The sequence below is a fragment of the Streptomyces sp. A0592 genome, from assembly GCF_004795115.1.
Taxonomy (GTDB): domain Bacteria; phylum Actinomycetota; class Actinomycetes; order Streptomycetales; family Streptomycetaceae; genus Streptomyces; species Streptomyces erythrochromogenes.
This window is the reverse complement of sequence record NZ_SSBM01000005.1, coordinates 25,002-48,939: the sequence shown is the minus strand read 5'-3', so window position 1 is coordinate 48,939 and position 23,938 is coordinate 25,002. Positions and strand designations below refer to the sequence as shown.

The following is a 23,938-nucleotide window of genomic DNA, read 5'->3' as shown; positions in this document are numbered from 1 at the left end:
GGTGGTGGAACATGCGAAAACGGGCGACACCCATCAAGGCGCCGCCCTCCGCGGGGATCAGCCGAAGACGAACTTGATGGCTTTTTCGAACCCAAAGTCAATCACGGTCACCAGACCGATCATGATGACCACGAAGACAATCACCACGGTGGTGTACGTCGTGAGCTGGTTGCGAGTGGGCCAGACAACCTTGCGGAGTTCCGCGACAATCTGGCGGTAGAAAAGCGCGAGGCGGCCCAGAGGGCCCTTCTTGCCGCGCTTGCCGCCCTTGCGGGCCTTCTTCTCGCGCGTCTCGTCCTCGGCGTCAGGCATGTCGATGGAGCCCAGGGCGTCCGTCACGTCTCTCACCTGAATCCGGGTCGTGGCCGTACCGCGCCCGGTTGCGCCGCACGGCGTTGCATCTAAGTACGTACCTGCGCACACACGTCCGAGAAGGAGTGTGGAGCAGGGCCGGAGGGACTCGAACCCCCAACCGCTGGTTTTGGAGACCAGTGCTCTACCAATTGAGCTACGACCCTTTGCGTCCCCCAACCTACCGCATCCGGGCGAGTGCACGGAGTGCTCACGCTTTGCAGCGGCTGGCGAGGTCCAACGACAGGTGAGTGTACGTGAACTGGGCCGTGACGTCGAACAGCACCCGGCCTGACATGCTCCAGTCCGTTCACTGAAACGGTGTGCGGCGCTTCTGCGCGGTCTGGGACGATTGCTCGTATGACCTCTGCAACGCCTTCCTCCGAGCGCCGGGTGTCCGCCCGTATCGGCGCCATTTCCGAGTCCGCCACCCTCGCCGTGGACGCCAAGGCCAAGGCCCTCAAGGCCGCCGGGCGCCCGGTGATCGGCTTCGGTGCGGGCGAGCCCGACTTCCCGACCCCGGACTACATCGTCGAGGCCGCGGTCGAGGCCTGCCGCAACCCCAAGTACCACCGCTACACGCCGGCCGGCGGTCTGCCGGAGCTGAAGGCCGCCATCGCCGCCAAGACGCTGCGCGACTCCGGCTACGAGGTCGAGGCGTCGCAGGTCCTGGTGACCAACGGCGGCAAGCAGGCGATCTACGAGGCCTTCGCGGCCGTCCTGGACCCGGGTGACGAGGTCATCGTCCCGGCCCCTTACTGGACCACCTACCCGGAGTCGATCCGTCTCGCCGGCGGTGTCCCGGTCGAGGTCGTCGCCGACGAGACCACCGGTTACCGGGTCTCCGTCGAGCAGCTGGAGGCCGCGCGCACCGAGCGCACCAAGGTCGTCCTCTTCGTCTCCCCGTCCAACCCGACCGGTTCGGTCTACAGCGAGGCCGACGCGAAGGCGATCGGCGAGTGGGCCGCCGAGCACGGCCTGTGGGTGCTGACGGACGAGATCTACGAGCACCTGGTCTACGGCGACGCGAAGTTCACCTCGCTGCCGGTCCTGGTTCCAGCCCTGCGCGACAAGTGCATCATCGTGAACGGCGTCGCCAAGACGTACGCGATGACCGGCTGGCGCGTGGGCTGGGTCATCGCCCCGCAGGACGTCATCAAGGCGGCGACCAACCTGCAGTCGCACGCCACCTCCAACGTCTCCAACGTGGCCCAGGTCGCCGCGCTGGCTGCCGTCTCGGGCAACCTGGACGCGGTCGCCGAGATGCGCAAGGCCTTCGACCGCCGCCGCCAGACGATGGTCAGGATGCTGAACGAGATCGACGGCGTCTTCTGCCCGACCCCCGAGGGCGCGTTCTACGCGTACCCGTCGGTGAAGGAGCTCATCGGCAAGGAGATCCGCGGCAAGCGCCCGCAGTCCTCCGTCGAGCTGGCCGCCCTGATCCTGGACGAGGTCGAGGTCGCGGTCGTCCCGGGCGAGGCCTTCGGCACCCCCGGCTACCTGCGCCTCTCGTACGCCCTGGGCGACGAGGACCTGGTCGAGGGCGTGTCCCGCATCCAGAAGCTCCTGGCCGAGGCCAAGGCCTAGGCCTAGGGCGGCCCGCAGCACGAACTGGGCGGCGGCACCCCGCGGGGTGCCGCCGCCCAGGCGTGTGCGGACCCGCGGGCTCACCCGGCCCCGCCGGCGTTTGAGGCGCGGGTCCGGACAACACCCGGAAGGCCCCGCGCAGCGGTTCCGGCGACCGGTCACACGTTCGCGCAAGGCCCCGATCGGTAAAACCCCCTCCCGCCGGGCGCAGCGGTACGGCAGGATCACCAGATGGAGCACGTACGCGATCTCACGCTTCTGCCGAAGGCCCACCTCCACCTGCACTTCACCGGGTCGATGCGACCATCGACCCTCCTGGAGCTCGCCGACAAGTACGGCGTGCGCCTTCCCGACGCCCTGACCGCCGGGGAGCCGCCCAAGCTGCGCGCCACCGATGAGCGCGGCTGGTTCCGCTTCCAACGGCTCTACGACGCCGCCCGCTCCTGCCTGCGCGAGCCCGACGACATCCGGCGCCTGGTCCGCGAGGCCGCGGAGGAGGACGTCCGGGACGGCAGCGGCTGGCTGGAGATCCAGGTGGATCCCACCTCCTACGCCCCCCTGCTCGGCGGGATGATCCCGGCCGTCGAGATCATCCTCGACGCCGTCGACGCGGCCTCCCGCGAGACCGGTCTCGGCATGCGGGTGCTCATCGCCGCCAACCGCATGAAGCACCCCCTCGACGCCCGCACCCTGGCCCGGCTCGCCGTGCGCTACGCCGACCGCGGCGTCGTCGGTTTCGGCCTCTCCAACGACGAGCGGCGCGGCATGGCCCGCGACTTCGACCGGGCCTTCGCCATCGCCCGCGACGGCGGCCTCCTCGCGGCCCCGCACGGCGGCGAGCTCACCGGCCCGTCCTCGGTCCGCGACTGCCTCGACGACCTGCACGCCGCCCGCATCGGCCACGGCGTACGGGCCGCGGAGGATCCCCGGCTGCTGAAGCGGCTCGCCGACCGGCAGATCACCTGCGAGGTCTGCCCGGCGTCCAACGTCGCCCTGGGCGTGTACGAGCGGCCCGAGGACATCCCGCTGCGCACGCTGTTCGAGGCCGGGGTGCCGATGGCGCTGGGCGCGGACGACCCGCTGCTCTTCGGGTCACGGCTCGCGGCGCAGTACGAGATCGCCCGCCGCCACCACGGTTTCACCGACGCGGAGCTCGCCGAGCTGGCCCGCCAGTCGGTGCGCGGGAGCGCCGCGCCGGACGATGTGCAGGCCAAGCTGCTGGCCGGGATCGACCAGTGGCTCACCGGGTGAGCCGCAGGTCTCCCTCGTAGCAGTCGGCGCGCACCCGGCGGCCGTTCGGGAAGCCGATCTCCAGGTGGGTGCGCCCCTGCTCGGGCAGCGCGAACTCGGCGACCGAGGAGACCGTCTCGCCCAGGTGCCGCAGGAAGGGGTGGTCGCCGAGGTCCTCGCCGACCTCGATGCGGCCCCACTCCCCCATGTCGTAGGGCGCGTGGGGCGGGGCGGACTCGACGATGAGGCACTGGTCGGAGCCGGTGGTGATCCGGATGGTGTCGCCGACGCTGTCGATCAGCCAGACGTCGAGGGGGGACTCGGAGCGTTCGCCGTCACTGACGTGCCAGGACGCGACGACCCTGCTGAGCGTGCGACCCACGAGCCGAGTGGGGTCCGTACCGGCCCCGTGACGGGGACAGAGCATGGGCGGCCGGAGCTCCTCAGATGCTGACGCCGACCGTCACCGGCTCGTTGACGAGGGTGACGCCGAAAGCCGCGTGGACGCCCGCGACCACCTCGCGGGCCAGGGTGAGGAGGTCCTCGGTGGTGGCCTCGCCGCGGTTGGTGAGGGCGAGGGTGTGCTTGGTGGAGATGCGTGCCGGGCCGGTGCCGTAGCCCTTGGTGAAGCCGGCCCTGTCGATGAGCCAGGCGGCGCTGGTCTTCGTACGGCCGTCGCCGGCGGGGTACGCGGGCGGGGCGGTGTCGGGGCCGAGGCGGTCCTGGACGCGGGCGAGGAAGGCGGCGTAGGCCTCCTCGGTCAGGATCGGGTTGTGGAAGAAGGAGCCGGCCGACCAGGTGTCGTGGTCGGCGGGGTCGAGGACCATGCCCTTGCCGGCGCGCAGTCGCAGCACGGTCTCGCGGGCGGTGGCGGCGGGGACCCGGTCGCCGGCCTCGACGCCGAGGGCGCGGGCGGTCTCGGGGTACTTGATCGGCGCGGAGAGGCCGCCGGCGTCCTCCAGTGCGAAGCGCACGCGCAGGACGACGTAGCGGTCGGGCTGGTCCTTGAAGGTGCTGTGGCGGTACCGGAAGGCGCACTCGGCGGCGGTCAGGGTGACCGTTTCGCCGGTGGTGCGGTCGTAGGCGACGACCTCGGTGATGGTGTCGCAGACCTCCTGGCCGTACGCCCCGACGTTCTGGATCGGGGTGGCGCCGGCCGAGCCGGGGATGCCCGCGAGGCATTCGATGCCGGCGAGGCCGGCCTCCACGGTGCGGGCGACGGCGTCGCTCCAGTTCTCGCCGGCGGCGAGCTCCAGCCGCGTCCCGTCCAGGTGGAAGCCGGTGGTCGCGATGCGCAGGGCGGTGCCGTCGAAGCCGCGGTCGCCGATGACCAGGTTGCTGCCGCCGCCGATGACCAGGAGCGGGGTGCCGCTCTCGTCCGCGGCGCGGACGGCGGCGACCACCTCGGCGTCGGTGGTCGCGGTGACCAGGCGGGCGGCGGGACCACCGAGACGGAAGGTGGTCAGCGGGGCGAGGGGGGCGTCGTGGAGTTCCTGCACGTGGACAAGAGTACGGTCCGTGCCCCTCGCATCCCTGCGGGGCCACGGACCGTCCTCGCTCGTCCCCCGTGCCGGCGGGGTCAGCGGCCCGTCTTCTGCTCGGAGAGGCGGCGCTCGGCCTCGGCCCAGCCGAGGGGCAGCTCGGTGGCGGGCACGGTCCAGTGGGTGAAGACGGATTCCCGCATGTACGCCGCGGCGGCGCGGGAGCTGGTGCGGTGGGGCTCGCTGCGGGCGAAGCGGTACAGCGCGTCCCGGTCCTCCCATGCGGAGAGGGTGAGGAAGGTGCGGCGCAGGACCCGGGCCCGCAGGGCGACACCGTGGGCCCCGGGGGCCCGGCGCATCTGGCGGATGATGCCGGGCGCCTTGAGGAGGAACCTGACGGCGCCGGTGAGGGTGGCGGTCTCGAAGCGGGAGGCCATGACGTGGACCTCGGCTCCGGGGGCGGCCGGAGTGGGCGTGGACCAGGGGATGTCGGGCATGACGTGCTCTCCTTCCGTGGTGCGGCTAAGGGGCTTCTCGTCGGTCGGGCCGGATCAGGGAGCGGCGGTCATCGGACGGCCGGGACCTTGTCCGCGGGCCCGGCCGCGACGGCGGCGGCGGGGACCGCCGCGGGGGCGGCCGCGTCCTTGGCCTTGCGGGGCACGAGGAGGGCCAGGGCGGCGGCGAGGGCGACCGCGCCGGCGCCGATCCACAGGGCGGGGACGGTGCCGTCGGTGAAGGCCTGCGGGGATTCGTAGCCGCCCTGGGCGGAGAAGACCGAGGCCAGGACGGCGACACCGAGGGCTCCGCCGACCTCGCGCAGGGCGTTGTTCGTGCCGGAGGCCTTGCCCTGGTCGGCAGGGCTCACGGTGGACATCAGGACGTTGGCCGCCGGGGCGAAGTAGAGGGCCATGCCGATGCCGCTGAGGATCAGCGGCGGCAGCTGCGCGGCGTACGAGACGTCCGTGTTCAGGATCGCGGCGAACCAGCCGAGGCCGAGTGCCTGGAACGCCAGGCCGGCGGCGACCACGGGGCGGCCGCCGATGCGGTCGGAGAGGATCCCGGCCAGCGGGGCCACGATCATCGGCATGCCGGTCCAGGGGAGCATGCGCAGGCCGGCTTCGGTGGGCGAGTAGCCGACGACGCCTTGGAGGAACTGGCTGAGCAGGAAGATCGAGCCGAACATGCCGAGGAACATCAGCAGGCTGGCCAGGTTGATCCCCAGGAAGCCGCGGTCACGGAAGAGCCGCATCGGGAGCATGGGGTTGGCGTGGGTGAAGCCGTGGCGGACGAAGCCGGCGACGAGGGCGGTGCCGACGATCAGGCCGGTGAGGACGGGGGCGCTGGTCCAGCCCTCGGAGTTGGCGTTGACCAGGGCGTAGACGATGCCGAAGAGGCCGCCGCTGATGAGCAGGGTGCCGGGGAGGTCGAGGCGGGCGCCCGGGGCGGTGGACTCGGCGAGGCGCAGGCGGGCGAGCGGTATGAGGGCCAGGCCTATGGGCACGTTGAGCCAGAAGATCCACTGCCAGGAGATGTGCTCGGTGAGGCTGCCGCCGATGAGGGGGCCGCTGGCGACGGCGAGGCCGGTGACGGCGCCGTAGATGCCGAGGGCCATGCCGCGGCGGGCGGCCGGGACGGCGGCGGTGAGCAGGGTGAGGGTGAGCGGCATCATCACGGCGGCTCCCACGCCCTGCACGGCGCGGGCGGCGATGAGCTCGTCGATCCCGGGTGAGAGGGCGGCCGCGGCGGAGGCGGCGGTGAAGACGGCGAGGCCGGCGATGAACAGCCGGCGGCGGCCGAAGCGGTCACCGAGGGCGGCGCCGAACATGAGGAGGACGGCGAAGGTGAGCGTGTAGGCGTTCACCGTCCATTCCAGGTCCTCCAGCCCGCCGCCGAGGTCCGCGCGGATGGCGGGGAGGGCGGTGGTCACGACCAGGTTGTCGAGTGCGGCCATGAAGCTGGCCACGCCGGTGAGGACGAGGGCCCAGACGGCGGGCCCGCGGAGCTTGGTGTCGACGTCTTGCGTGTGCACGATTTCCCCCTGCGATTTGTTAGTTATTGCTGACTAACTTTGCTGCCCGTGCGGATGCGCGCGAGATCGCGCGCATCCTTCACTTCTCCTGACGGCCGGCGGTGCGGGCCGACGGGTAGAACCCCTCCCACACCCGGTGCCCGGGCGGGAATCCCATCGCGGCCAGCGTGTTGATCAGCATTCCGTAGGCCATGAAGGTCGTCGTCTCCCGCGGGTCCGCACCCAGCGGCAGATGGACGGTGTCCCACAGCTCCATCCAGCCCTGGCGGACCAGCTCGCCGAGCTCGTGATCGCCGGCCGCCTCGGCCGCCGCGACCGTGACGTACATCTGGAGCTGCATCTGGAGCTTGTCGGGATCCTCCGTGATCAGCCGGGTGTAGGCGTGGGCCATGGCGTGCTCGGCCTCCTCGCCGCTCAGCCCCTCGACGGCGGCGGCGAACACGGCACGCGTGTCCCGCAGACAGCGCTCCGACGCGGCCAGGAAGATCGCCTGCTTGTTGGGGAAGAGCCGGAAGAGGTACGGCTGCGAGACACCCACCCGCTTGGCGATCGCCTCGGTGGACGTCCCGTAGTACCCGCCCCGGGCGAACTCGTGCATCGCCGCCCGAATGACGCTCTCGCGCCTCTCTTCTGCGCTCATCCTTGCCATACGACGAAGTTAGTGCTCAATCACTAACTTCGTCAAGCGTCCGCTGCGGCCGCAACCGACGGAGGCGGGAGGGGGAAGGCGGGAGGCCGGAGGCGGGAGGCCGGAGGCGGGAGGCCGGAGGCGGGAGCGCCGAGGGGGCGGATGTTCCGGCCCCCTCGGCGTCTGCCCGCTCAGGCGAGGGCGACCACCGCGCGGGACATGCCGAGCACCTTCTGACCGGCGCTCATGGCCGTCAGGTCGACGCGCACCCGGTTGTCGTCCAGCTTCGCCGCGACCTTGGCGGTGACCTCGATCAGGCCGCCCCGGTCGTCGTTGGGGACCACGACGGGCTTCGTGAAGCGCACGCCGTACTCGACCACCGCGCCCGGGTCGCCCGCCCAGTCGGTGACCACGCGGATCGCCTCGGCCATGGTGAACATGCCGTGCGCGATCACGTCCGGCAGCCCGACCTCCTTGGCGAACTTCTCGTTCCAGTGGATCGGATTGAAGTCGCCCGAGGCGCCGGCGTACTGCACGAGCGTGGCGCGCGTCACGGGGAAGGACGCGGCGGGCAGCTCGGTGCCGACCTCGACGTCGGCGTACTTGATCTGCGCTGCCATGTCAGGCCTCCTCGGGGGCGCGGGAGACGAGCTTCGTCCAGGCCGTCACCACGTGCTCGCCGGTCTCGTCGTGGACCTCGCCGCGGATGTCGATGATGTCGTTGCCCGCGAGCGACTTCACGGCCTCGATGGTGGAGGTCACCGACAGGCGGTCACCGGCACGCACCGGGCGGGAGTACGCGAACTTCTGGTCGCCGTGCACGACGCGGCTGTAGTCCAGCCCCAGCTGCGGGTCCGCGACGACCTGGCCGGCCGCCTGGAAGGTGATGGCGAACACGAAAGTCGGCGGCGCGATCACATCGGAGTGGCCGTAGGCCTTGGCCGCTTCGGGGTCGGTGTAGACGGGATTGGCGTCACCCACCGCGACCGCGAATTCGCGGATCTTCTCCCGGCCGACCTCGTACGGATCGGTGGGCGGGTAGCTCCGCCCCACGAAGGACTGGTCGAGAGCCATGACTCACTACCTCCTGTTGAAGGGACACGAAACACACAGGGACAAACACGGGAACGGGCACGGAAACGACACAAGGCCGCCCCCCAATGAAGGGGACGACCTCATGACGGTGCCTGTTATTCGAGACTTCGCTGGGGTCAGCGGGTCTCGCGGTGCGCGGTGTGCGAGTTGCAGCGCGGGCAGTGCTTCTTCATCTCCATGCGGTCCGGGTTGTTACGCCGGTTCTTCTTGGTGATGTAGTTCCGCTCCTTGCACTCCACGCAGGCCAGCGTGATCTTCGGGCGGACGTCGGTGGCAGCCACGTGAGTGCTCCTTGACGGACTATGGGACGGATGAACGCATAAAAGAGTAGCCGATCGGGAGACCGACCCCGCAATCGGCTACTGTGGGTAGCGGCGACCGGACTTGAACCGGTGACACAGCGATTATGAGCCGCTTGCTCTACCGACTGAGCTACGCCGCTTTGATGTGATCGGCTCCCCACCCGAGGGTGGGGGGCCTCTCTCACCAGAGCCCCAATGCGGAATCGAACCGCAGACCTTCTCCTTACCATGGAGACGCTCTACCGACTGAGCTATTGGGGCGAGCGATGAAGACATTACACGGTTGCCCGCCGATCGCCCAAATCCTTTGCGGGGACAGGGCTCCGAGGGGGTTCGGAAGCCTCTCTTGATCAACCCGTCGGCCACTCCCGCCCCGCTTTTCCCCCCGTTTGTGTGCGGGCTCACACGGGGCGCGCCCGCCGCGGGTCCCGCGGGCGCCGTGGCGCGGGGGCACCACACCGGTACGACTATTGCGCTCTTCCGCGAAGCGGAGTGCGCCGCGCCCTAGGCTCTGAGCACGCTGCGTGATCTTGGGCCGCGGGCCGCGGCCACGGCCCCAGGAACCGCCCGAGCCACCGCAGGAGCGCGATGTCCGACAGCCAGCCGCAGCAGCCGTCCCACTCCCCACGCAGCGGCAACGGCAACGGCAACGCGGCCGCCGCCGAGGCCACCACCCTGCTCCTCTCCGGAGCCCGCCTCAACGACGGCCGTACCGTCGACGTCCGCCTCGGCGGCGGCCGGATCCAGGCCGTCGGGACCACGGGCAGCCTCTCCTCCCCCGTGCTCTCCCGGGTGGACCTCACCGGCTATCTGCTGCTCCCCGCCCCCGCCGAGCCGCACGCCCACGGGGACACCGCGCTGACCGCCGACGGCGACGGGCCGGTCTCGTACGCCCCCGACGAGGTGCAGCGCCGCGCCACCGAAGCGGCCCTGCTCCAGCTCGGCCACGGCGCGACCGCCATGCGCTCGCACGTGCGCATCGGCGACGTGCACGGCCTCGGCCCCCTGGAGGCCGTGCTCCAGGCCCGGCGCTCCCTGCGCGGGCTCGCCGACCTGACCGCGGTGGCCGTGCCCCGGCTGCTGACCGGCGCGGCCGGGGCCGACGGGCTCGCCATGCTGCGGGACGCGGTCAAGATGGGCGCCTCGGTCATCGGCGGCTGCCCTGACCTGGACCCGGACCCGACGGGCTTCCTCGAAGCCGTCCTGCAGCTGGCCGACGAGCACGGCTGCCCCGTGGACCTGCACACGGACGGTGACGACCCCGCACGCCTCTCCCGGCTCGCGGCGATGGCGGGCGGCCTGCGCCCCGGAGTGACCATCGGCCCCTGCGGCGGCCTCTCCCGGCTCCCGCTGGACGCGGCGGCCCGTGCCTGCGACCAGCTCGCGGCGGCCGGCGTACGGGTGACCTGCCTGCCCCAGGGCGACTGCGCGGCCCTGGAACGCCGCGGTCTGCGCACCGCCCCCGTACGGCTCCTGCGGGCCGCCGGCGTACGGGTCGCGGCCGGCAGCGGGGCCCTGCGGGACGCCGGGAACCCGGTCGGCCGCGGCGACCCGCTGGAGGCCGCGTACCTGCTGGCCTCCCAGGGCGGGCTGCGTCCCGGCGAGGCCTACGAGTCCGTCAGCGCCTGCGCCCGCGAGGCCATGGGCCTGCCGGAAGTACGGGTGGAGGCGGGTTTCCCGGCCGAGCTGCTCGCCGTGCGCGGCGACCGGATCGCGGGCGTGCTGTCCCTCGCGTACAGCCGGATCGTGATCCACCGCGGGCGGGTGGTGGCCCGGACCAGCGCGGTGCGGGAGTACTGCGACTCCGCCGTCGCGGTGGCCCTGGACCTCCCCCGGCAGGGGCGCACGGAGCCCGGCCCCTGAGGGGGTGTCTTCCCGGGCGGGGGCGCCCGGCTCGTCGTACCGTCGGGGCATGCGCATCGTCATCGCGGGTGGACACGGTCGGATCGCGCTGCGGCTGGAGCGCCTGCTCGCCGCGCGCGGGTACGAGGTCGCGGGCATCATCCGCGACCTCGAACAGGGCGACGACCTCAGGGAGGCGGGCGCCGAACCGGTGCTCTGCGATCTGGAGTCGGCCACGGTGGAGCACGTGGCGGGGATCCTGCAGGGCGCGGACGTGGCGGTGTTCGCGGCGGGCGCCGGACCCGGCAGCGGGGCCGGGCGCAAGGACACCGTGGACCGGGGCGCGGCGGTGCTCTTCGCCGACGCGGCCGAACGGGCGCGCGTACGCCGCTTCCTGATGGTCTCTTCGATGGGCGCGGACGCCCATCACGAGGGCGACGAGGTCTTCGACGTCTACCTGCGGGCGAAGGGCGAGGCCGACGACCACGTACGGACCCGGCTGGGCCTGGAGTGGACGGTCCTGCGCCCGGGCTCGCTGCTCGACGAGGCCGGTAAGGGCCAGGTCCGTCTGGAGGCGCGGACGGGCCGGGGTGCGGTGCCGCGCGACGACGTGGCGGCGGTTCTGGCCGAGCTGGTGGAGACGCCCGCGACGGCGGGCCTGACCCTGGAGCTGGTCTCCGGCTCGACCCCGGTCCAGGTGGCCGTCAAGGACGTGGCGGGCAACTGACGGCCCGGCGGGGGGGGCCGGCTCCCGGCCGGCCTCCCCGCCCGCGGCTCAGAACTGCGCTTCCAGCTTGTCGTCGGAGCGTCCCACCGAGTCCTGCTGGTAGCGGCTCTCGTACGCGTCGCGGATCCGCTCGATGCGGACGCTGCGGTCCTCGGCCTCCTTCTCCGGGTACAGCAGGACCACTTCGTAGGAGGTCTCGCGGACGATCTTGCCGTCTGCGCCTCGCCACTGGCCGTACCCGTCGTGGAGGGTCAGCCCCTCGGGGAAGGCGGGGGTGATCTCCCGGTCCAGGAAGCGCATGAACTCCCCTTCCGCGACCGGGCCCCCGCCGTCGGCCCGTTCGGTGCCGAAGTACAGCCGGGTCTCCCGGTAGGGCTCCCCCGCGTCCGTGTGCAGGGCGGCTCCCATCAGAGCCGGGATCCCCGCGCCGAGCAGGGCCATCAGCACCCCGCCGCCGACCTTCCCCCGCGTGTCAGATGTCCATTTCACCCCCGGAGAACGACCGGGAGCCCCCGACGATGCGGCCGACTCCCCGCGTCGCTTCCGGGAATGCGAAAGAACCCCCGTTCACTGCGTTTCCGCAGATGAACGGGGGTTCCACTCGCGTGGCGGCGCCAGGGTTCGAACCTGGGTAGGCTGAGCCGGCAGATTTACAGTCTGCTCCCTTTGGCCACTCGGGCACACCGCCAAGAGATGCTGCCGTTTTTTCCGCCTTGCGGCGGCGCTCCCCGGCAACGACGTAAACGATACCTGATGACCGGGGGTGCTTCGCCACCGGATTGATCAGCGCCGGGGGTGGGCGCCGAGGCCGGTGCCGTGACCGCAGAGGTTCACCGGCTCGCGGCGCCCGGCATGGCACCTCGCCGCGTCGTCGGACCGCGCACATACGTCCCGTACGGGCCGTGGCCCTGCGCCCATCGCCTTGCGATCCACCGCACCGGACACCACGACCCGGCAAACCCTTCCGGCCGCAGCACTAGGCTTTGCCGAGCGGTCCGGGGATGTCCGGCCGCGCCCTCCGGGGCGATCGCAATCGACTTCAAGGAGCCACAGCACATGGCCGACTCCAGTTTCGACATCGTCTCGAAGGTCGAGCGGCAGGAGGTCGACAACGCCCTCAACCAGGCCGCCAAGGAGCTCTCGCAGCGCTACGACTTCAAGGGCACCGGTGCCACCATCGCCTGGTCCGGCGAGAAGATCCTGATGGAGGCGAACTCCGAGGAGCGCGTCAAGGCCGTCCTCGACGTCTTCGAGACCAAGCTCGTCAAGCGCGGCATCTCGCTCAAGGCACTCGACGCCGGTGAGCCGCAGCTGTCCGGCAAGGAGTACAAGATCTTCGCCACGATCGAGGAAGGCATCTCCCAGGAGAACGCCAAGAAGGTCGCGAAGATCATCCGTGACGAGGGCCCCAAGGGCGTCAAGGCCCAGGTCCAGGGCGAGGAACTGCGCGTCAGCTCCAAGAGCCGTGACGACCTCCAGGCCGTCCAGGCCCTCCTCAAGGGCAAGGACCTGGACTTCGCGATCCAGTTCGTGAACTACCGCTGACGCAGGTCCGCGACCTGTCACCACGCCGGCCCGGCGGTCTTCACCGACCGCCGGGCCGCGGTGGTTGCGGGGTGCGTGGGGTGTGTGTGCCGGGCGCGTGCGGCGCGCGCGCTGCCGCGGGCTTCCGTGGGCACTTGGGGGGCGGGGAGTGCGCCCAGCACGGTGGGTGGCATCACATCACCGCGTGGCAGGGGGTTCTCGCATGCCTGGGGCCGGCACGTTTCGCGAAGACTTCGGGGCGTCCGTCGTCGTCGCACTGGTCGCCATCCCCCTGTGCGTGGGGGTGGCGGTCGCCTCCGGGGTGCAGGCCGAGCTGGGGATCGTCACCGGCGTGGTCGGGGGGCTGGTCACCGGCTGGTTCCGCGGGAGCTCCCTGCAGGTGAGCGGGCCCGCGGCCGGGCTCACCGTGCTCGTCTACGAGGCGCTGCAGACGTACGGCACGGCCGCCCTCGGGGTGCTGGTGCTGGCCGCCGGCGCGCTGCAGCTGGGCATGGGGGTGCTGCGGCTCGGGCGGTGGTTCCGGGCGATCTCCGTGGCCGTCGTGCACGGGATGCTGGCAGGCATCGGGCTCGTGCTGATCTCCGGGCAGCTGTACGCCCTGGGCGACGCGGAGGCTCCCGGGCAGACCCTGGCGAAGCTGGGCGGGGTGCACGGGCTCGCGGCGCGGGCCGACTGGGCCGCGGTACTGCTCGGGGTCGCGACCATCGCCGTCATGGTGGCGTGGCGCCGGGCGCCCGCCCGTCTGCGGCTGCTGCCGGGCGCGCTGGTCGGGGTGGCCGCCGCGGCCACCGCGGCCGCACTGCTGCGGCTGCCCGTCGAGAAGGTGCGGGTGACGGGGGTCCTTGAGGCCGTGTCCCCGCCCGCCTGGGGCGAGTTCGGGGTGCTGGCGTCCTTCGGCGCGGCCGGGACGGTGGTCGCGCTGGCGCTGATCGCGTCCGCCGAGACGCTCTTCAGTGCGGCCGCCGTGGACCGGATGCACGACGGGCCCCGGACGGAGTACGACCGGGAACTGATCGCCCAGGGCGTGGGCAACAGCATCTGCGGGCTGCTCGGGGCACTGCCGATGACCGCCGTGATCGTCCGCAGCGCCGCCAATGTGGAGGCCGGAGCCCGTACCCGTGCCGCCCGGGTGATGCACGGCGGGTGGCTGCTGCTCTTCGCCGTGGCCTTCCCCCAGGTGCTGGAGCTCGTGCCGCTGGCCGCTCTGGCCGGGGTGCTCCTGTACGCGGGGTGGAAGCTGCTGCCGGTCAGGGCGGTGGCGGCGCTGTGGCGCACGCACCGGGGCGAGGCGGTGGTGCTGGTGGCCACGGCCGGCGCGATCGTCGTCACCAACCTCTTCGAGGGGGTGCTGGTCGGGCTGGGGCTGGCCATCGCCAAGGCCGCCTGGGAGACCTCCCACGTGCACATCGAGGAGGTGTGGGTGGACGAGGAGCTCTGCGTGCGGGTCATGGGGAACGCCAGCTTCCTGCGGCTGCCCAAGCTGCTCGACGCCCTGGACGCGCTGCCCCACGGGCAGCCGGTGCGGCTCGACCTGAGCGGTCTGCGCCATCTCGACCACGCCTGTCTGACCGCCCTGGAGGGCTGGGAGCGCACCCGGACGCCACTCCCCGGCCGGGAGGGCGTCATTTAGCCCGGTTACCCTCCCCCGGTGGAGAACGAGCTGAAGCGCACCCTGGGGGTCTTCGACGCGGTCGTCGTCGGGCTCGGAGCGATGGTCGGCGCCGGGGTCTTCGCGGTGTTCGCCCCGGCCGCCCGGGCCGCGGGCGGGGCGCTCCTCGCCGCCCTCGCGGTGGCGGCTCTCGTGGCCTACTGCAACGCGCACTCCTCGGCGCGGCTGGCCGCCCGGTATCCGGCCTCCGGCGGCACCTACGTGTACGGGCGGGAGCGGCTCGGCCCCTTCTGGGGCTACCTGGCCGGCTGGGCGTTCGTGATCGGCAAGACCGCGTCCTGCGCGGCCATGGCACTGACGGTGGGTGCCTACGTGTGGCCCGGGCGCGAGCACGCCGTGGCCGTGGCGGCGGTGGTGGCGGTCACCGCCGCGAGCTACGGCGGTGTCCAGAAGTCGGCCCGGATCGCCCGGCTGATCGTGGCGGCGGTCCTGGCGGTGCTGGCCGGGGTGGTCGTGGTGTGCCTGTCCTCGGGTGCGGCCGCACCCGAGCGGCCCGCCGGGGCGGACTGGTCCCTCTTCGGGCTGTTGCAGGGCGCCGGCCTGCTGTTCTTCGCCTTCGCGGGCTATGCGCGGATCACCACCCTGGGCGAGGAGGTGCGTGATCCGGAAAGGACGATCCCGCGGGCGGTGCCGCTCGCGCTGGGGATCGCGCTGCTGGTGTACGCGGCGGTGGCGGTGGCGGTTCTCCCGGTGCTCGGGGTCGAGGGGCTGGCCGGGTCGGCGGCCCCGCTGGCCGACGCGGTCCGGGCGGCGGGCGCGCCGGAACTGGTGCCGGTCGTCCGGGTGGGTGCGGCCCTGGCCGCGGTGGGCTCGCTGCTGGCCCTCGTGCTCGGGGTGTCGCGGACGGTCCTGGCGATGGCCCGGGACGGCCGTCTGCCGCGCGCGCTGGCCGCCGTACACCCCCGCCGCCGGGTGCCGCACCATGCCGAGCTCGCGGTGGGCGCGGTCGTGGCGGTGCTCGCGGCCACCGCCGATCTGCGGGGCGCGATCGGTTTCTCCTCCTTCGGAGTGCTCGTCTATTACGCGATCGCGAACGCTTCTGCGTGGACTCTCGATTCAGCTGTCAAGGGGCGGGCCGTGGCAGCGGTCGGGCTGTCCGGCTGTGTGGTGCTGGCGTGTGCGCTGCCTCTCGCGTCGGCGGTCGCGGGGGCCGCGGTGCTGGCTCTGGGCGCCGTGGCGTACCGGGTGCGAGGCGGGCTCAGATCCGGGATCTGAACTCCGCCCAGGGCGCGAGTTCCAGGTCGTGGTCCTCCCCCAGGACGGACTCCTCGCAGAACCACGCCGTGCCGTCGAGCCAGCCGCGCAGCCAGCCCGTCAGGCCCGGTGCGTCGACGGACCAGGCGAGGTCCGGCTCCCCGGGATTCGGGTCGAACAGCAGGACCTGGGCGGTTTCGGATCTGCAGTCGACGCAGGCGTACATGGCACAGCCGAGGTCGGCGACGGGCAGGACCGCCTCGGGCCACCGCCAGCCGGAGGCCCGCTGGGCCTCGTACGCCCCGAGGGCCTGACGCAGCGGCAGGAGCCCGTGCTCCGGGCCGAATCCGCCGTCCCCGACGCGGGTGTAGAGCCGGGCGAGCAGGGGCGGCAGGGCGAAGCCGAGTATGCCCTCGGCTCGGGCGATCTCCCCGGCGCCCAGCGGCCTGGGCAGGGGCTTTCCCTGGGCCCGTGCGGAGTTGCGCGCACGGTCTGCGACTTGCTCCAGCAACTGCTCGGTCTCGTCCATGCATTCATGGTGACGCACACCACTGACAACCCGCGTCCCCTGTGGACAACTGCGCCGCGGACGGGTCTGGCCCGTCCGCGGCGCGGTGTCGAACGATCGGTTGCGTGTGGTCAGCGGGAGGCGAACGGGGCGTCCGTGGGGACGATTTCGCGGCCCAGCGGGAGCAGGGACAGCGGAACCATCTTGAAGTTGGCGATGCCGAACGGGATGCCGATGATCGTGACGCAGAGGGCGATGCCGGTGACGATGTGGCCGAGGGCCAGCCACCAGCCGGCGAGCACCAGCCACAGGACGTTGCCGATGCAGGACGGCGCGCCCGCGTCGTGGCGCTCGACCGTGGTGTAGCCGAACGGCCAGAGGGCGTAGACCGCGATGCGGAAGGCGGCGATGCCGAACGGGATACCGATGATGGTGATGCAGAGGAGCACACCCGCGAGCAGGTATCCCAGGAACAGCCAGATGCCGCTGAGGATGAGCCAGATGACGTTCAGGATGGTCTTCATTGGCGGCGGCCTGCCATCTGTTCGAGCCGGGCGATGCGCTCGGCCATCGGAGGGTGGGTGGAAAACATCTTGGAAAGGCCCGCACCTGGCCGGAACGGGTTGGCGATCATCATATGACTCGCTGTTTCCAGACGCGGCTCCGGCGGCAGCGGGAGCTGCTTGGTGCCCGCGTCGAGCTTGCGCAGGGCACTGGCCAGGGCGAGCGGGTCTCCGGTGAGCTGGGCTCCTGAGGCATCCGCCTCGTACTCGCGCGAGCGGCTGATGGCCAGCTGGATCACCGAGGCGGCCAGCGGGCCCAGGATCATGATCAGCAGCATGCCGAGCAGGCCGGGGCCCTCGTCGTCGTTCGACCGGCCGATCGGGATGAGCCAGGCGAAGTTCACCAGGAACATGATCACCGAGGCGAGTGCCCCGGCCACCGACGAGATGAGGATGTCCCGGTTGTAGACGTGGCTGAGCTCGTGGCCGATGACCCCGCGCAGCTCGCGCTCGTCGAGGATGCGCAGGATGCCCTCGGTGCAGCAGACCGCGGCGTTGCGCGGGTTGCGGCCGGTGGCGAAGGCGTTCGGGGCCTCGGTGGGTGAGATGTAGAGCCGTGGCATGGGCTGGCGCGCGGACGTGGAGAGCTCGCGCACCATGCGGTAGAGCTGGGGGGCCTCGAACTCGCTGACGGGGCGGGCGCGCATCGCGCGTAGAGCCAGCTTGTCGCTGTTCCAGTACGCGTAGGCATTCGTCCCTAGAGCAACGATGACGGCCACGATCAGGCCGGTCCGTCCGAAGAAGCTGCCGATGAGGATGATGATTGCGGACAGCCCGCCGAGGAGTACGGCGGTCTTGAGCCCGTTGTGCCGGCGGTGCACGGTACGCCCTCCAAGTGGTGCGGCAGGGGAGCCCGTCATGGATTTGAGGGTCTACGGTCCAGTGGACCCTCCCTTCCTGGTCAACGCGAGGTGAGGGCGTCTGGTTCCCAGGGCGTGCCGGATCGGCGGCCCACCGCCGCCCCCTCGGCGGGGGTGGCGGGGCCGCCGCGTGCGTTACTCCGTACGGGGCAACCGCCCGGGTACGGGCTACTGCGTGGCTACTGCGTGAAGAGGCTCCCCGATGCGACGCGCAGGACGAGCTGCGGGGCGCCCGAGAGGACGACCGCGGTGATCGCGGTCGCGACGATGGCCGCAGCGACCGGCCAGGGGGCCTTCGTACGGGCTCCCGCGCCCTCCGAGCCCTCCGCGCCCTCGGGCGCACGGAAGAGCAGCGCCGTCCAGCGCAGGTAGTAGTACAGGGCGATGACGACGTTGATCGCCATGAGCACGGCCAGCCAGCCCAGGCCCGCGTCGACGGCGGACTGGAAGACGGTGACCTTGGCGAAGAGCCCGATGATGCCCGGCGGCAGGCCGGCCAGGCAGAGCAGGAAGAAGGCCAGGGACAGTGCGGCGAGCGGGCGCTCGGCGTACAGGCCGCGGTAGTCGCTGATGCGGTGGAGCGGCTTGGTGCGGGCGACGAGGGCGGCCACCGCGAAGGCGCCGAGGTTCACCGCGGCGTACATGAGGGCGTAGGCGAGGGTGGAGCCGATCTGGTCGCGCTCGGAGTAGGCGGCCGCGGCGATCGGGACCAGCAGGTAGCCGGCCTGGCCGACCGAGGACCAGGCGAGCAGCCGTACGGCGCTGTTCGGGCGGTCCGCGGACTGGCGCACCGCGGCGGCGTTGCCCAGGGTCATGGTCAGCGCGGCGAGGACGGCGACGGCCGGGCCCCAGACCTGCGAGTACGCCGGGAAGGCGATCACCGTGACGAGGATGAGGCCGGTGAAGCCCACGGCCTTGCCGATCACCGAGAGGTAGCCGGCGATCGGCAGGGGGGCACCGACGTAGGTGTCGGGGACCCAGAAGTGGAAGGGGACGGCCGCGGTCTTGAACGCGAAGCCGACCAGGGTGAGCGCGACACCGGCCATGGCGAGGGTGTCGAGCTGCCCGGGGACGTCCTCCAGCCGGTCCGCGACCTGGGTGAGGTGCAGCGATCCGGTGACGGCGTAGACGAAGCTGATGCCCATCAGCGACACGGCGGTGGCGGTGACGGAGGACAGGAAGAACTTCAGGGCGGCCTCGGAGGAGAGCCGGTCGCCGCGGCGCATGCCCACGAGCGCGAAGGCGGGCAGGGACGCGACCTCCAGCGCGACGATCAGGGTGGCGAGGTCGCGGGAGGCGGGCAGCAGGGCGGCGCCGGCGGCGGAGGAGAGCAGCAGGAACCAGTACTCGCCGGCGGGCATCCGCGTGTCGCGCACGGCGGTGACCGACAGGAGGGCGGTGAGCAGGGCGCCGGCCAGCACCAGGAACTGGACGACCACCGTGAAGTGGTCGGCGACGTAGCTGCAGGCCTCCGGGTCGGCGGTGAGGCAGAAGGTGGAGCGGTCGCCGGCGCGCAGCGGCAGCAGGCCGGCGGTCGCGGCGGCGAGGCCGGCCACCGAGATCCAGCCGAGGACCGGCTTGTGCCGCTCGGCGACGAAGAGGTCGGCGACGAGGACGGCCAGGCCGACGACGGCGGTGATCACCACGGGTGCGACGGCGAGCCAGTCGACGGACTGGACCAGGCTGGGGGTCTCGGCCGCGAGGACCGTCAGGGCCGTCATGAGTTGCCTCCTGCGAGGAGCTGCTGAACGGCCGGGTCGGTCAGGCCGAGGAGGAGCGCGGGCCACAGGCCGGCGAGGACGGTGAGGGCGACGAGGGGGGTCCAGGCGGCGAACTCGTACCGCTGGACGTCCGCGACGGCGAGCTCGGGGCCGGCCTTCGGGTCTCCCATGCAGACGCGCCGTACGACGACCAGCAGGTAGGCGGCCGTGAGCAGGGTGCCGAACGCGCCGATGGCCGTGTACGTGAGGAACGCGGCCCGGGGCAGGCCCCCGGCCGGGTCGAAGGCGCCGAAGAGGGCCAGCATCTCGCCCCAGAAGCCGGCCAGGCCGGGCAGGCCCAGGGAGGCGACGGCGGCGAAGGCGAGGAGCGCTCCGAGGCGGGGGGCGCGGCCGTAGAGGGCGGCGCCGGTGGCTCCGGCGAGGGTGTCGAGGTCGGCGGTGCCGTAGCGGTCCTTGAGGGCGCCGACCAGGAAGAAGAGGAGGCCGGTGATCAGGCCGTGGGCGATGTTGGCGAAGAGGGCGCCGTTGACTCCGGTGGGGGTCATGGAGGCGATGCCGAGGAGGACGAAGCCCATGTGGCCGACGGAGGAGTAGGCGATGAGGCGCTTGAGGTCGCCCTTGTTCCCCTTGCGGGCCAGCGCGAGACAGGCGAGCGATCCGTAGATGATGCCGACGGCGGCGAAGGCGCCCAGGTAGGGGGCGAAGGTGGCCATGCCGTCGGGGGTGATGGGGAGCAGGATGCGGACGAACCCGTACGTGCCCATCTTGAGCAGGACGCCGGCCAGGAGGACGGATCCGACGGTGGGGGCGGCGGTGTGGGCGTCGGGCAGCCAGCTGTGCAGGGGCCACATCGGGGTCTTGACGGCGAGGCCGAGGCCGATGGACAGGACGGCCAGCAGCTGGGTGGTGTGGGACAGTTCGCGGCCGTTGTCAGAGGCGAGTGCCACCATGTCGAATGTGCCCGCCGTCACACCGATGAGGAGGAGGCCGAGCAGCATGACGACGGAGCCGAGAAGCGTGTAGAGGATGAACTTCCAGGCGGCGGCCTGCCGCTGGGCACCGCCCCAGCGGGCGATGAGGAAGTACATCGGGATGAGGACCATCTCGAAGGCGAGGAAGAAGAGCAGCAGGTCGAGGACGGCGAAGGTCGCGAGGGTGCCGGACTCGAGTACGAGGAGCAGCGCGACGAAGGCCTTCGGGGACGGGCCTGCGGGGAGCTTGAAGTAGCTGTAGAGCGCGCAGAGGAAGAACAGCAGCGCGGTCATCAGGAGGAGGGGGAGCGAGATGCCGTCGACACCGAGGTGGATCCGGACGTCCAGCGCCGGGATCCAGCTGATGTCCGTCGTCGCCTGGAAGCGGGACGGGGCGTCGTGGTCGAAGCCGAGGGCGAGGGCGATCGCCGCGGCGAGGATCACGCCGGTCACGGTCACGCCGTGGCGGAGCACGGCCTGCTCGGGGCTGCGGCCCTTGAGGCCGGGCGGGGCCGGCAGGAGGGCCGCGGCGGCGCCGAGGAGCGGTGCGGCCACGATGAACGCCAGAAGGAACTGCATCACGGACGGGCTGATATCAATCACGGCTGACTCACGGCTCACGATCCGGCGTTGACGTTGGCGAGGACGGCGGTGGCGATCGCCAGGACCACGGCGCCGGCGAGCAGGGCGCTCAGGTAGCTCTGCACGTTGCCGGTCTGGGCGCGGCGTACGAGGCTGCCGAGCAGCCGGGTGCCGGTGCCCGCGCCGCGGACGTACGTGTCCACGACCTCACGGTCGAGGAAGCGGACGAGGCTCGCCGCGCCGCGGACGGGGCGGACGAACAGCCGCTCGTAGACGGCGTCGAGGTGGAAGCCGTCGGCCGCGTGGCGGTGCAGGGGGCCAAGGAGGGCCCGGCCGGGGTCGGCGGCGGGACCCGCCGGGACGGCGGGGTGCTCGTGGGTGACCTCCGCGACCTCGGGCGTCTCGGCCGCGGACTCGGCGGCCGCGGTGGCTGCGGACACCGTGGCGGCGACGGCGGCGGGCTGCTCGGCGGCGGCGGCGCTGCGGGCGGGTCCGGCCGCGGGGGCCGTGGCGGCCTTGACCGTCGCGCGCTGCCAGAGGGCGTAGGTGAGCATCGCGCCGATGACGGCGGCGCCCGTGCCGAGGACCGATGTGGCCAGCGTCGGGGTGAGTGCCCTGCCGTCGAACCAGTCGGCGAGGGAGTCCGCCGCGAGGCCGAGGCCGACCGACGGGATGGCCAGCAGCCACAGCACGCCGGTCATGGCGAAGGGCTCCTTGCCGTGGTCGGGGGCGGCCGCGCCCCGGCCGCGGAAGGCCATCAGCCACAGCCGGGCGGCGTAGGCGGCGGTGAGCAGGGCGGTGAGTACGCCGGCGATCAGCACCAGCCAGCCGGCGGCACTGGGGGCGAGGTCGGAGTGGCCGGTGGCGGTCTGCTCTGCGGCGACGAGGACGGCTTCCTTGGAGAAGAAGCCGGCGAAGGGCGGGATCGCGGCGAGTGCGAGCAGCCCGATCGTCATCGTCCAGAAGGCGTCGGGAATGCGCTTGGCCAGGCCGTCCATCCGGGACATGGCGGCCAGGGAGTTCGTACCGGCGGCGTGGATGATCACGCCCGCGCCCAGGAAGAGGAGCGCCTTGAAGGCGCCGTGGGACAGGAGGTGGAAGACGGCCGCGCTGCGGTCGGCGACGGCCAGGGCGCCGGTCATGTAGGCGAGCTGGCCGATCGTGGAGTAGGCGAGCACCCGTTTGATGTCGTCCTGGGCGAGGGCGGCGAGGCCGGAGCCGACCATCGTGACGGCCGCCATGACGGCCATGACCACCAGTGCGGCGGCGGAGGCCGCGAAGACGGGCAGGAGGCGGGCGATGAAGTAGACGCCGGCGGCGACCATCGTCGCGGCGTGGATCAGCGCGGAGACGGGTGTGGGGCCGGCCATCGCGTCGGGAAGCCAGGTGTGCAGCGGGAACTGCGCGGACTTGCCGGCGACTCCGGCGAGCAGGAGCAGCGCGATCAGCGTCGGGTGGTCGAGTCCGCCGGCGGCGACGGTCCCGAGGATCTTCGTGATCCGGAAGGAGCCGGCGTCGGTGGCGAGCGCGAACAGGCCGATGAGGAAGGGGACGTCGCCGAGCTTGGTGACGAGGAAGGCCTTCAGGGAGGCGGACCGGGCCGCTTCGGTCTCCCAGTAGTGGCCGACGAGGAAGTACGAGCAGATGCCCATGACTTCCCAGCCGACCAGCAGCACCATCAGGTCGCCGGAGTAGACGACGAGCAGCATGGCGGAGGTGAACAGCGAGACGAGGGCGGCGTACGAGGGGTAGCGCGGGTCCTCGCGGAGGTACGCCGTCGAGTAGAGCTGTACGCAGGTGGCGACGACCCCGACGAGGACGGCGACCAGTGCGGCGAAGCCGTCGATGTAGAGCGAGAGGTCGATCGGCACCGAGCCGGTCGGGGTCAGCTCGGTCGCGGTGCTGATGGGCTGCCCGCCGCCCTGGCGGGCGGCGACGGTCACGGCCAGGACGGCGGCGGCGAGCGTCGGCAGGATCGCGAGCGGGCGGACGAAACCGGGGGCGGTGCGGCCGAGCAGCAGGCCCGCGACCGCGCCCAGGAAGGGGAGCAGCGGGACGAGGACGGCGAGGGTCGTGGTGCTCACGCGGCGACCTCCGGCCGGGCGGTGCTGGTGCTGTCGCTGGTGTCGTTCGGGCCGGGCTCGTGGCCTTCGGCGGTGTCGCGCAGGCGGTCGACGTCCGCGGTGCCGCGGTTGCGGTACACCATCAGCACGATCGCGAGGCCGATGCCGATCTCGGCAGCGGCGATGGCGATGGTGAAGAGGGTGAGGGCCTGGCCGGCGTGCAGGGTGTCGCGCAGCCATACGTCGAAGGCCACCAGGTTGAGGTTGACGGCGTTGAGCATCAGCTCGACGGACATCAGGACCAGGATGGCGTTGCGGCGGGCGAGCACTCCGTACAGGCCCGTGCAGAAGAGCAGCGCCGCGAGCACGGCGGGGTAGGCGAGGTGCATCAGCGCTTCCCCTTGTCACGGGCGTCGGTGTCACGGGCGTCGGTGTCACGGGCGTCGGCGGGGTCGTTGCGGCGGGACAGCACGATGGCGCCGATCAGGGCGGCGAGGAGGAGGACCGAGAGTGCCTCGAAGGGCAGCACCCAGTGTTGGAAGAGGATCTCGCCGGAGACCTTCGTGGAGCCCTGGACCGGCCCGTCCAGGTCGATCCAGGTGGTGCGGAAGGCGTCGACGACCACCCAGACCAGGGCCACGGCCGCGGTGACGGCGACGCCGAGCGCGACCCACCGGTTGCCGGAGTCCGCGTCCGGGGAGCGGCCGATGGGGGCCTTGGTGAGCATCAGCCCGAAGAGGAGGAGGACGACCACGGAACCGAGGTAGATCAGGACCTGGACCCAGGCGATGAACTCGGCGGTCAGCAGCAGGTACTCGACGGCGATGCCGCCGAGGGCGACGACCAGCCAGAGGGCGGCGTGCACCAGCTGCTTGGTGGTGACCGTGACGAGGGCCGCGCCGAAGGTGGCGAGGCCCACGAGGAGGAAGGCGATCTCGACGCCGGTCGGGGACAGGAAACCGGGCCCGGTGGTGGCGGCTGCGGCCACGG

25 protein-coding genes and 4 tRNA genes are annotated in these 23,938 nt (G+C 72.0%); 7 read left to right on the top strand and 22 right to left on the bottom strand.

Annotation, left to right across the window (positions count from 1 at the left end; translation table 11 throughout):
* Positions 1 to 57: 57 nt before the first annotated feature.
* Positions 58 to 339, bottom strand: coding sequence for a preprotein translocase subunit SecE (gene secE, locus E6U81_RS09500; protein ID WP_030388883.1), 282 nt, complete (start codon positions 337 to 339; stop codon positions 58 to 60).
* Between the two features lie 106 nt (positions 340 to 445).
* Positions 446 to 518: transfer RNA gene (locus tag E6U81_RS09495), tRNA-Trp, on the bottom strand.
* Between the two features lie 193 nt (positions 519 to 711).
* Between E6U81_RS09495 and E6U81_RS09490 the strand changes: the two genes are divergently transcribed.
* A complete protein-coding gene (locus tag E6U81_RS09490) occupies positions 712 to 1,938 on the top strand; it encodes a pyridoxal phosphate-dependent aminotransferase (protein ID WP_136229663.1) in 1,227 nt (408 codons plus the stop codon).
* A 231-nt stretch (positions 1,939 to 2,169) separates the two neighbouring features.
* On the top strand, positions 2,170 to 3,189 hold the full coding sequence (locus tag E6U81_RS09485) for an adenosine deaminase (RefSeq protein ID WP_136229662.1): 1,020 nt from the start codon (positions 2,170 to 2,172) through the stop codon (positions 3,187 to 3,189).
* Here the strand turns inward: E6U81_RS09485 and E6U81_RS09480 are convergent.
* The 10 genes from E6U81_RS09480 to E6U81_RS09435 all read right to left on the bottom strand — a co-directional run bounded on the left by E6U81_RS09480 (position 3,179) and on the right by E6U81_RS09435 (position 8,964).
* Positions 3,179 to 3,550, bottom strand: coding sequence for a hypothetical protein (locus E6U81_RS09480; RefSeq protein WP_240803734.1), 372 nt, complete (start codon positions 3,548 to 3,550; stop codon positions 3,179 to 3,181). The genes E6U81_RS09485 and E6U81_RS09480 overlap by 11 nt on opposite strands.
* Before the next feature lie 61 nt (positions 3,551 to 3,611).
* A complete protein-coding gene (locus E6U81_RS09475) occupies positions 3,612 to 4,751 on the bottom strand; it encodes a UDP-N-acetylmuramate dehydrogenase (RefSeq protein ID WP_276615802.1) in 1,140 nt (379 codons plus the stop codon).
* On the bottom strand, positions 4,748 to 5,146 hold the full coding sequence (locus tag E6U81_RS09470; RefSeq protein ID WP_136229659.1) for a DUF3291 domain-containing protein: 399 nt from the start codon (positions 5,144 to 5,146) through the stop codon (positions 4,748 to 4,750). Before E6U81_RS09470 ends, E6U81_RS09475 begins: the two co-directional genes overlap by 4 nt.
* 68 nt (positions 5,147 to 5,214) lie before the next feature.
* Positions 5,215 to 6,678: a DHA2 family efflux MFS transporter permease subunit gene (locus E6U81_RS09465; protein WP_240803733.1), complete on the bottom strand. Its 1,464-nt coding sequence runs from the start codon at positions 6,676 to 6,678 to the stop codon at positions 5,215 to 5,217.
* A gap of 79 nt (positions 6,679 to 6,757) precedes the next feature.
* Positions 6,758 to 7,327, bottom strand: coding sequence for a TetR/AcrR family transcriptional regulator (locus E6U81_RS09460; RefSeq protein WP_136229658.1), 570 nt, complete (start codon positions 7,325 to 7,327; stop codon positions 6,758 to 6,760).
* A gap of 170 nt (positions 7,328 to 7,497) precedes the next feature.
* Positions 7,498 to 7,926 carry a MaoC family dehydratase gene (locus E6U81_RS09455; protein ID WP_136229657.1) on the bottom strand — a complete coding sequence of 143 codons (429 nt, stop codon included), beginning with the start codon at positions 7,924 to 7,926 and terminating at the stop codon, positions 7,498 to 7,500.
* 1 nt (position 7,927) lies between these two features.
* Positions 7,928 to 8,380 carry a MaoC family dehydratase N-terminal domain-containing protein gene (locus E6U81_RS09450; protein ID WP_136229656.1) on the bottom strand — a complete coding sequence of 151 codons (453 nt, stop codon included), beginning with the start codon at positions 8,378 to 8,380 and terminating at the stop codon, positions 7,928 to 7,930.
* A 137-nt stretch (positions 8,381 to 8,517) separates the two neighbouring features.
* Positions 8,518 to 8,682: a 50S ribosomal protein L33 gene (gene rpmG / locus E6U81_RS09445; RefSeq protein WP_007265873.1), complete on the bottom strand. Its 165-nt coding sequence runs from the start codon at positions 8,680 to 8,682 to the stop codon at positions 8,518 to 8,520.
* Between the two features lie 88 nt (positions 8,683 to 8,770).
* A tRNA-Met gene (locus E6U81_RS09440) sits at positions 8,771 to 8,843 on the bottom strand.
* A gap of 48 nt (positions 8,844 to 8,891) precedes the next feature.
* A tRNA-Thr gene (locus tag E6U81_RS09435) sits at positions 8,892 to 8,964 on the bottom strand.
* A 327-nt stretch (positions 8,965 to 9,291) separates the two neighbouring features.
* Between E6U81_RS09435 and E6U81_RS09430 the strand changes: the two genes are divergently transcribed.
* Both E6U81_RS09430 and E6U81_RS09425 read left to right on the top strand, forming a co-directional pair.
* Complete coding sequence (locus E6U81_RS09430; protein ID WP_136229655.1) at positions 9,292 to 10,566, top strand: amidohydrolase family protein; 1,275 nt, start codon at positions 9,292 to 9,294, stop codon at positions 10,564 to 10,566.
* A gap of 49 nt (positions 10,567 to 10,615) precedes the next feature.
* Positions 10,616 to 11,272, top strand: coding sequence for an SDR family oxidoreductase (locus E6U81_RS09425; RefSeq protein ID WP_136229654.1), 657 nt, complete (start codon positions 10,616 to 10,618; stop codon positions 11,270 to 11,272).
* A gap of 48 nt (positions 11,273 to 11,320) precedes the next feature.
* Here E6U81_RS09425 and E6U81_RS09420 read toward each other — a convergent pair whose 3' ends face one another.
* Positions 11,321 to 11,761 (bottom strand): DUF3574 domain-containing protein, encoded by a 441-nt coding sequence (locus tag E6U81_RS09420; RefSeq protein ID WP_240803732.1) that lies wholly within the window; start codon positions 11,759 to 11,761, stop codon positions 11,321 to 11,323.
* Between the two features lie 117 nt (positions 11,762 to 11,878).
* Positions 11,879 to 11,960: transfer RNA gene (locus E6U81_RS09415), tRNA-Tyr, on the bottom strand.
* Between the two features lie 368 nt (positions 11,961 to 12,328).
* Between E6U81_RS09415 and E6U81_RS09410 the strand changes: the two genes are divergently transcribed.
* The 3 genes from E6U81_RS09410 to E6U81_RS09400 all read left to right on the top strand — a co-directional run bounded on the left by E6U81_RS09410 (position 12,329) and on the right by E6U81_RS09400 (position 15,701).
* Positions 12,329 to 12,817: a YajQ family cyclic di-GMP-binding protein gene (locus tag E6U81_RS09410; protein ID WP_030653550.1), complete on the top strand. Its 489-nt coding sequence runs from the start codon at positions 12,329 to 12,331 to the stop codon at positions 12,815 to 12,817.
* Positions 12,818 to 13,019: 202 nt separating this feature from the next.
* Positions 13,020 to 14,447, top strand: coding sequence for a SulP family inorganic anion transporter (locus E6U81_RS09405; RefSeq protein WP_136229653.1), 1,428 nt, complete (start codon positions 13,020 to 13,022; stop codon positions 14,445 to 14,447).
* 18 nt (positions 14,448 to 14,465) lie between these two features.
* Positions 14,466 to 15,701, top strand: a complete 1,236-nt coding sequence (locus E6U81_RS09400; protein WP_136229652.1) for an amino acid permease — start codon at positions 14,466 to 14,468, stop codon at positions 15,699 to 15,701.
* Here E6U81_RS09400 and E6U81_RS09395 read toward each other — a convergent pair.
* The 8 genes from E6U81_RS09395 to E6U81_RS09360 all read right to left on the bottom strand — a co-directional run bounded on the left by E6U81_RS09395 (position 15,685) and on the right by E6U81_RS09360 (position 23,936).
* Positions 15,685 to 16,209, bottom strand: coding sequence for an SMI1/KNR4 family protein (locus E6U81_RS09395; protein WP_136229651.1), 525 nt, complete (start codon positions 16,207 to 16,209; stop codon positions 15,685 to 15,687). The genes E6U81_RS09400 and E6U81_RS09395 overlap by 17 nt on opposite strands.
* 110 nt (positions 16,210 to 16,319) lie before the next feature.
* Positions 16,320 to 16,712 carry a YccF domain-containing protein gene (locus E6U81_RS09390; RefSeq protein WP_030842592.1) on the bottom strand — a complete coding sequence of 131 codons (393 nt, stop codon included), beginning with the start codon at positions 16,710 to 16,712 and terminating at the stop codon, positions 16,320 to 16,322.
* On the bottom strand, positions 16,709 to 17,572 hold the full coding sequence (gene htpX / locus E6U81_RS09385) for a zinc metalloprotease HtpX (RefSeq protein WP_060179538.1): 864 nt from the start codon (positions 17,570 to 17,572) through the stop codon (positions 16,709 to 16,711). Before htpX ends, E6U81_RS09390 begins: the two co-directional genes overlap by 4 nt.
* A 218-nt stretch (positions 17,573 to 17,790) precedes the next feature.
* Positions 17,791 to 19,332, bottom strand: coding sequence for an NADH-quinone oxidoreductase subunit N (locus E6U81_RS09380; RefSeq protein WP_136229650.1), 1,542 nt, complete (start codon positions 19,330 to 19,332; stop codon positions 17,791 to 17,793).
* On the bottom strand, positions 19,329 to 20,882 hold the full coding sequence (locus tag E6U81_RS09375; protein WP_136229881.1) for an NADH-quinone oxidoreductase subunit M: 1,554 nt from the start codon (positions 20,880 to 20,882) through the stop codon (positions 19,329 to 19,331). Before E6U81_RS09375 ends, E6U81_RS09380 begins: the two co-directional genes overlap by 4 nt.
* Before the next feature lie 38 nt (positions 20,883 to 20,920).
* Positions 20,921 to 22,969, bottom strand: a complete 2,049-nt coding sequence (locus E6U81_RS09370) for an NADH-quinone oxidoreductase subunit L (RefSeq protein ID WP_136229649.1) — start codon at positions 22,967 to 22,969, stop codon at positions 20,921 to 20,923.
* Complete coding sequence (gene nuoK / locus E6U81_RS09365; RefSeq protein WP_136229648.1) at positions 22,966 to 23,337, bottom strand: NADH-quinone oxidoreductase subunit NuoK; 372 nt, start codon at positions 23,335 to 23,337, stop codon at positions 22,966 to 22,968. The genes E6U81_RS09370 and nuoK overlap by 4 nt, the downstream gene beginning before the upstream one ends.
* Positions 23,337 to 23,936, bottom strand: a complete 600-nt coding sequence (locus tag E6U81_RS09360; protein WP_136229880.1) for an NADH-quinone oxidoreductase subunit J — start codon at positions 23,934 to 23,936, stop codon at positions 23,337 to 23,339. Before E6U81_RS09360 ends, nuoK begins: the two co-directional genes overlap by 1 nt.
* Positions 23,937 to 23,938 lie beyond the last annotated feature (2 nt).